6 protein-coding genes and 1 pseudogene are annotated in these 5652 nt (G+C 69.1%); 4 read left to right on the top strand and 3 right to left on the bottom strand.

What is annotated here, in order from left to right; all coding sequences use genetic code 11:
• Positions 1-48: 48 nt before the first annotated feature.
• Positions 49-939, bottom strand: a complete 891-nt coding sequence (locus RT051_RS09615; RefSeq protein ID WP_313075711.1) for a 23S rRNA (adenine(2030)-N(6))-methyltransferase RlmJ — start codon at positions 937-939, stop codon at positions 49-51.
• A gap of 193 nt (positions 940-1132) precedes the next feature.
• Between RT051_RS09615 and rplM the strand changes: the two genes are divergently transcribed.
• From rplM to erpA, 3 genes are all read left to right on the top strand, one after another.
• Complete coding sequence (gene rplM / locus RT051_RS09620) at positions 1133-1561, top strand: 50S ribosomal protein L13 (RefSeq protein ID WP_313075714.1); 429 nt, start codon at positions 1133-1135, stop codon at positions 1559-1561.
• A 9-nt stretch (positions 1562-1570) separates the two neighbouring features.
• Positions 1571-1963, top strand: coding sequence for a 30S ribosomal protein S9 (gene rpsI, locus RT051_RS09625; RefSeq protein ID WP_313075717.1), 393 nt, complete (start codon positions 1571-1573; stop codon positions 1961-1963).
• Between the two features lie 231 nt (positions 1964-2194).
• Complete coding sequence (gene erpA, locus RT051_RS09630; protein WP_313075720.1) at positions 2195-2578, top strand: iron-sulfur cluster insertion protein ErpA; 384 nt, start codon at positions 2195-2197, stop codon at positions 2576-2578.
• Between the two features lie 122 nt (positions 2579-2700).
• Here the strand turns inward: erpA and RT051_RS09635 are convergent, their stop codons facing one another.
• Positions 2701-3846, bottom strand: a complete 1146-nt coding sequence (locus tag RT051_RS09635; protein ID WP_313075723.1) for an anhydro-N-acetylmuramic acid kinase — start codon at positions 3844-3846, stop codon at positions 2701-2703.
• On the bottom strand, positions 3843-5210 hold the full coding sequence (locus tag RT051_RS09640; protein WP_313075725.1) for a M23 family metallopeptidase: 1368 nt from the start codon (positions 5208-5210) through the stop codon (positions 3843-3845). Before RT051_RS09640 ends, RT051_RS09635 begins: the two co-directional genes overlap by 4 nt.
• Before the next feature lie 204 nt (positions 5211-5414).
• On the opposite strand from RT051_RS09640, the pseudogene RT051_RS09645 reads away from it, so the two are divergent.
• Positions 5415-5652: pseudogene (locus RT051_RS09645) on the top strand (tyrosine--tRNA ligase); the annotation flags it as partial.

A 5652-nucleotide genomic window follows, 5' to 3' on the forward strand; every position in this document is an offset into this window, starting at 1 on the left:
TCAGCCGTTCAGCCGTTCAGCCGTTCAGCCGTTCAGCCGTTCAGCCGTTCAGCCGCCGCCGCTTTCCAGTACATGGGCGGCGTGCCGGTCCTGGGCCAGCAGCCGCGCCATCTGCGGCAGGGCTTCGCGCAGGGCGGCCTCCAGGGTGTAGGGCGGGTTGATCAGGAACATGCCGCTGGCCGGCAGGCCCGGGCGGCGCACGTCCTCGCCCGGGGTGGCGGCGCTGGCCTTGCTGCCCTTGACGGTGAGCGCGGCGTGCAGCCAGGGCCTGCCGGCCTTGCCCGCCAGCGTCTTGAGCCGGCGCGGCAGATCGTGCGCCTCGGGGCGCGGGATGATGGGGTACCAGACCGCGTACACCCCGGTCGGAAAGCGCTTCAATCCCTCCTGCGCGAGCGCTTGCACGCGTTGGTAGTCGGTCTTGATCTCGTAGCTCGGGTCGCACAGCAGCAGGGCGCGGCGCGAGGGCGGCGGCAGGAACTTGCGGGCGCTCTCGAAGCCGTCCTCGTTGAGCACGGTGACCTGTCGGCCGGCTTCGAGCTGCTCGAGGTTGCGCTGCAGCAGCCGGGCGTCGGCGGGCAGCAGTTCCAGGCATTTGAGCCGGTCGTGCGGACGCAGCAGGCGCTGGCTGATGAAGGGCGAACCGGGGTAGATGCGCGCGGCGGCGCCACTGTTGAAGCCGCGCACCAGCTCGGCGTAGGCCTGCAGGGCTGGTGCCAGCGGCTCGGTGGCGGCCAGCACCCGCGCAACGCCGTCCGCGCTCTCGGCGCTGGTGCGCGCCGCGTCGCCGTCGAGCCGATACAGGCCGGCGCCGGCATGGGTGTCGAGCACCATGAGCGCCGCCTCTTTCTGCAGCAGGTGCTGCAGGGTGGCGATGAGCACCGTGTGCTTGAGCACGTCGGCGTGGTTGCCTGCATGGAAGGCGTGGCGGTAACTGAACATGGGGCGATGGTAGCCGGCAGCCCCGGGCCTGGCATGGCGCGGCGCAAAAAATGCATGGCGCGCTATAATGGCGGGCTTCGCAGCGCATTGGCTGGTCCCGCGGCGAAGCAAGAACGCCACCTAAGAGGCTCAAATCAATAAGAGCACCGACCGTGGAAAAGGACCGCCGAACCTCCTCGAAAAGAGAAAACCCATGTCCACATTCAGCGCAAAGCCCGCTGAGGTCGTGCATGAGTGGTTTGTGATTGACGCCACCGACAAGGTGCTCGGCCGGGTCGCCAGCGAAGTGGCCCTGCGTCTGCGCGGCAAGCACAAAGCCATCTACACGCCTCACGTTGATACCGGCGACTACATCGTCGTCGTCAACGCCTCCAAGCTCAAGGTGACCGGTACCAAGTCCACGGACAAGATGTACTACCGCCACTCCGGCTTCCCCGGCGGCATCACCGCCACCAACTTCCGCGATCTGCAGGCCAGGCACCCCGGCCGCGCGCTCGAGAAGGCCGTCAAGGGCATGCTGCCCAAGGGCCCCCTGGGCTACGCCATGATCAAGAAGCTGAAGGTCTACGGCGGCGCCGAGCATCCGCACAGCGCCCAGCAGCCCAAGGCCCTGGAAATTTAAGGAGCCGAGATGATTGGTGAATGGAACAATGGCACCGGCCGTCGCAAGTCCAGCGTCGCCCGCGTGTTTCTGAAGAAGGGTTCCGGCAAGATCACTGTGAATGGCAAGGACATTCAGCAGTATTTCGGCCGCGAGACCTCCATCATGATCGCCAAGCAGCCGCTGGTGCTCACCAACCATGTCGAGACCTTCGACATCCAGGTGAACGTGCACGGCGGCGGTGAGTCCGGCCAGGCCGGCGCCACCCGCCACGGCATCACCCGCGCCCTGATCGACTACGACGCCGAGCTGAAGCCCCAGCTGAGCGCCGCAGGCTTCGTGACCCGCGACGCCCGCGAGGTCGAGCGCAAGAAGGTCGGCCTGCACTCCGCACGCCGCGCCAAGCAGTTCTCCAAGCGCTGATCCAGCGTTTGCGAACCGCTCCCGCCTGCCCCTGGGGGCGGCGGGGCGACACAAGAAAACCGCCGGCCTGGCGGTTTTTTTGTGGGCGCTGCCTCGTTGCTCCGGCGTGGCCCGCCCCCATGTACCCGGGATGCGCGAAAACCCGCACGCCCCCTGGCGACAAAGGCCCGGGCGCCGGCAGCAACCGGGGCTTTGGCGTACCATTTCCCGTCACGATCTGAGGAGCCCTTCATGAGCGCCGTTGCCGAAAACGCCACCCCCACCACCACCGAAATGCCCACCCCCATCCTGTTCACCGACAGCGCAGCCGCCAAGGTGGCCGAGCTGATCGCCGAGGAGGGCAACCCGGACCTGAAGCTGCGCGTGTTCGTGCAGGGCGGCGGCTGTTCGGGCTTCCAGTACGGCTTCACCTTCGACGAGATCACCAACGACGACGACACCACCATGACCAAGAACGGTGTGTCGCTGCTGATCGACGCCATGAGTTTTCAGTACCTGGTCGGCGCCGAGATCGACTACAAGGAAGACCTGCAGGGCGCGCAATTCGTCATCAAGAACCCCAACGCCGAAACCACCTGCGGCTGCGGCTCGAGCTTCTCGCCGACCGAGCACTGAGCGGCTCCGGCCCTGACCTGGTTCCAGCCGCCTTCGGGCGGTTTCTTTTTTGATAGCGACACATCGTTGCCCAGGGCGGGCTGAGGTGCTTTTTCGCTTGAAAGCAGGGACGCGGGCCGGCGTCAGGCCGGGTAGATGGCCCCCAGGATGCGCGGGCCGCGCGCACCCGTGACCGCGGGCAGGTTGCCCGGCTCGCCTGCCAGGCACTGGTGCGCCAGCCAGGCAAAGGCGGCGGCCTCGACCTGCAGGGGCGGCAGGCGGTGGAGGGCCGAGCTTTGCACGCGCACGCCGGACAGCAGCGCCTGCAGCCGGCGCATCAGGTGGCCGTTGAGCGCGCCGCCGCCGCAGACGATGAGCAGCCCGGTGCCTGGCGCATGGCGCAGCAGGGCCTGGGCGCAGGCGCGGGCCGTCAGTTCGGCCAGCGTGGCCTGTACGTCCTGCGCCGCCAGGGCGGAATCGCCGGTGCCGGCGGCCTGCAGGCGGTCCTGCAGCCAGCGCTCGTGGAACAGGTCGCGCCCCGTGCTCTTGGGCGGCGGCAGGGCGAAGAAGGGCTCGGCCAGCAGGGTCTCGAGCAGGCGCCCGTCGCAGCGGCCGCCCGCGCCCCAGGCGCCATCCTCGTCGTAGGTCTGGCCCCGATGGCGCTGGCACCACAGGTCCAGCAGGACATTGGCCGGCCCGCAGTCGAAGCCCAGGACGGCGCCGCCCGCATCCAGCAGGCTCAGGTTGGCGATACCGCCCAGGTTCAGCACCGCGACGCTGCGCCCGCCCTGGCCGAACACGCGCTGGTGGAAGGCAGGCACCAGGGGCGCACCCTGGCCGCCCGCGGCCACGTCACGGCTGCGAAAGTCCGCCACCACGGTGATGCCGGTGAGTTCGGCCAGCAGGGCCGGCTGGTTCAGCTGCAGGGTATAGCCCAGGCCGTCGTGCAGGCCGGGCTGGTGGCGCACGGTCTGGCCGTGGGCGCCGATGGCGCGCACCTGGCAGGCGGGCAGGCCGCTGCCGGCGAGCAGGCCGTGGACCACTTCGGCATAAGTGCGCGCCAGCGTGTTGGCCGCCAGGGCGGCGCGGTGCAGTTCATCAGGGCCGCTGGCGTTGAGGGCCAGCAGTTGCGCTCTGGTTTCAGGAGCAAAAGGTCGAGCCGCGTGGCGGGCTACCGTGCATTTCGATGCCGAAACCTCGGCCAGCACCCCGTCCACGCCGTCGAGCGAGGTGCCCGACATCAGCCCGATGTACCAGCCCGCGGCGTGCTGCGCGCGGGCGGGAATCACTCGGCGCGGGCCTGCAGCATCAGCGAGGCCGAGGACAGCTGCACGCGCATGTTGGCCGCCAGGCGCTCGAAGTCCTTGCGCGCCGCGCGCGAGACCGGCTGGGCGGCGTCGCTGGCGCGGGCGATGGACATGGGGTCGCGGTGCTCGCCGTTCACGCGGAACTCGAAGTGCAGGTGCGGCCCGGTGGCCCAGCCGGTGGCGCCCACGGCGCCGATGACGTCGCCCTGGTCGATGCTCTGGCCCTTGCGCACGTCGATGCGGCTCAGGTGGGCATAGACGGTGACGTGCTGGTTGGCGTGCCTGACATAGACCACGTTGCCGTAGCCGTTCTGCACGCCGGCGAAGTCCACCGTGCCTTCGCCCACGGTGCGCACCGGCGTGCCCGAGGGGGCGGCCATGTCGGTGCCCAGGTGGGCGCGCCAGGTCTGCTGGATGGGATGCACGCGCATGGCGAAGCCGCTGGAGATGCGGGTGTAGGCCACGGGCGAGGTCAGGTAGGCGCGGCGCATGCTCTGGCCGTCGAGCGTGTAGTAGGTGCCCTTGGCCGAGGCCGACTCCTGGAACCACACGGCGTCGTGGGTCTTGCCGTTGTTGTGGAATTCGGCGCTCAGCACGCGGCCGCTCTTGAGCGGCTCGCCGTCGGCCTCCAGGGTTTCATAGACGACGGAGAAGCGGTCTTCCTTGCGCAGCGCGCGGCGGAAATCGATGTTGCCCGAGAAGATCTCGGCCAGCTGCACGGCCACCGTGTCGGGAATGGCGGCGGCGTCGGTGGCGGCGAACAGCGAGGTGCGGATGACGCCACCGGCCAGGCGGCTGCCCACGGTGAGCGGCGCCGTCTCGATGCGCGAATGGAACTGCCCGTCGGCGCCGCGCTCGACCACCAGGCGCTTGAAGGTCGGCGTGTCGTCGGGGGCCCAGCGGGCGGTGAGGCGCTCCAGGCGGTGGTCGTCCGTGGCTTCGGCCGACAGCGAGCGGCCGGCGCGGCCCAGCACGTTCTGGCGCACCAGCTCGTCGCCGCGCAGGAAAGCCGAGGCGGCTGGGTCGGCCACGCCCAGGCGCTCCAGAAGGGACTCGGCCGTGTCGGTGCTGCGCGTGGTGTCCGAGCGGTACAGCGAGTAGCCGGGCATGTTGTCGAGCAGCGTGGCCAGGGGCGCTTCGCTGGCCAGCGACGGCACGGCCTGGGTCACGGTGCTCACGGGCAGCTCGGCCGGATCGGGGGCGAGTGAGGCCACGGCGAAGGCGCCGCCGCCACCCGTCAGCAGGACGGTGGCAACGGCAGCGGTGATGCGTTTCGGGTGCTTGCGTGCCGCGAGCTTGAGGGATTCGGACAAGGCCAGGCAGGCGGCGGTCAAGCTGTTTTTCAACAAGAGTCTGTACCCCAGGTTGAAGTGGCTTCAGGCCCCGGCAGGTGCCGCGACGCGGCGGCAAGGGGCGGAAGACACAGGCGGATGGCAGGATGCGGCATTGGGCGCCAGGGCCGGGCAAGTGGACGGGCCACTAGAATCCCCCGCTGCAAAATGCCGGCAAGTATAGTCGGTCGTGTCCTGCATACACCCCTGAAAACCCTTATGAATCAAGCTGCTGTTACAACAAACGAGATTTCCGAAGGTGTAGGACAAGCGCTCGAAATTTCCCTGCGCGGCGTCGATGAATTGCTGCCCCAGCCCGAGTGGGTGGCCAAGCTGGCGCGCTCGGAGGCCACCGGCCAGCCCCTGCGCATCAAGCTCGGGCTGGACCCGACGGCGCCCGACATCCACCTGGGCCACACGGTGGTGCTCAACAAGATGCGCCAGCTGCAGGACCTGG

Source organism: Melaminivora sp., assembly GCF_032059615.1.
GTDB lineage: Bacteria > Pseudomonadota > Gammaproteobacteria > Burkholderiales > Burkholderiaceae_C > Melaminivora.

Excerpts from the sequence above, each read along its gene's own strand:
- RT051_RS09615 (WP_313075711.1), bottom strand. The coding sequence starts at position 939 with ATGTTCAGTTACCGCCACGCCTTCCATGCAGGCAACCACGCCGACGTG.
- rplM (WP_313075714.1), top strand. The coding sequence starts at position 1,133 with ATGTCCACATTCAGCGCAAAGCCCGCTGAGGTCGTGCATGAGTGGTTT.
- rpsI (WP_313075717.1), top strand. The coding sequence starts at position 1,571 with ATGATTGGTGAATGGAACAATGGCACCGGCCGTCGCAAGTCCAGCGTC.
- erpA (WP_313075720.1), top strand. The coding sequence starts at position 2,195 with ATGAGCGCCGTTGCCGAAAACGCCACCCCCACCACCACCGAAATGCCC.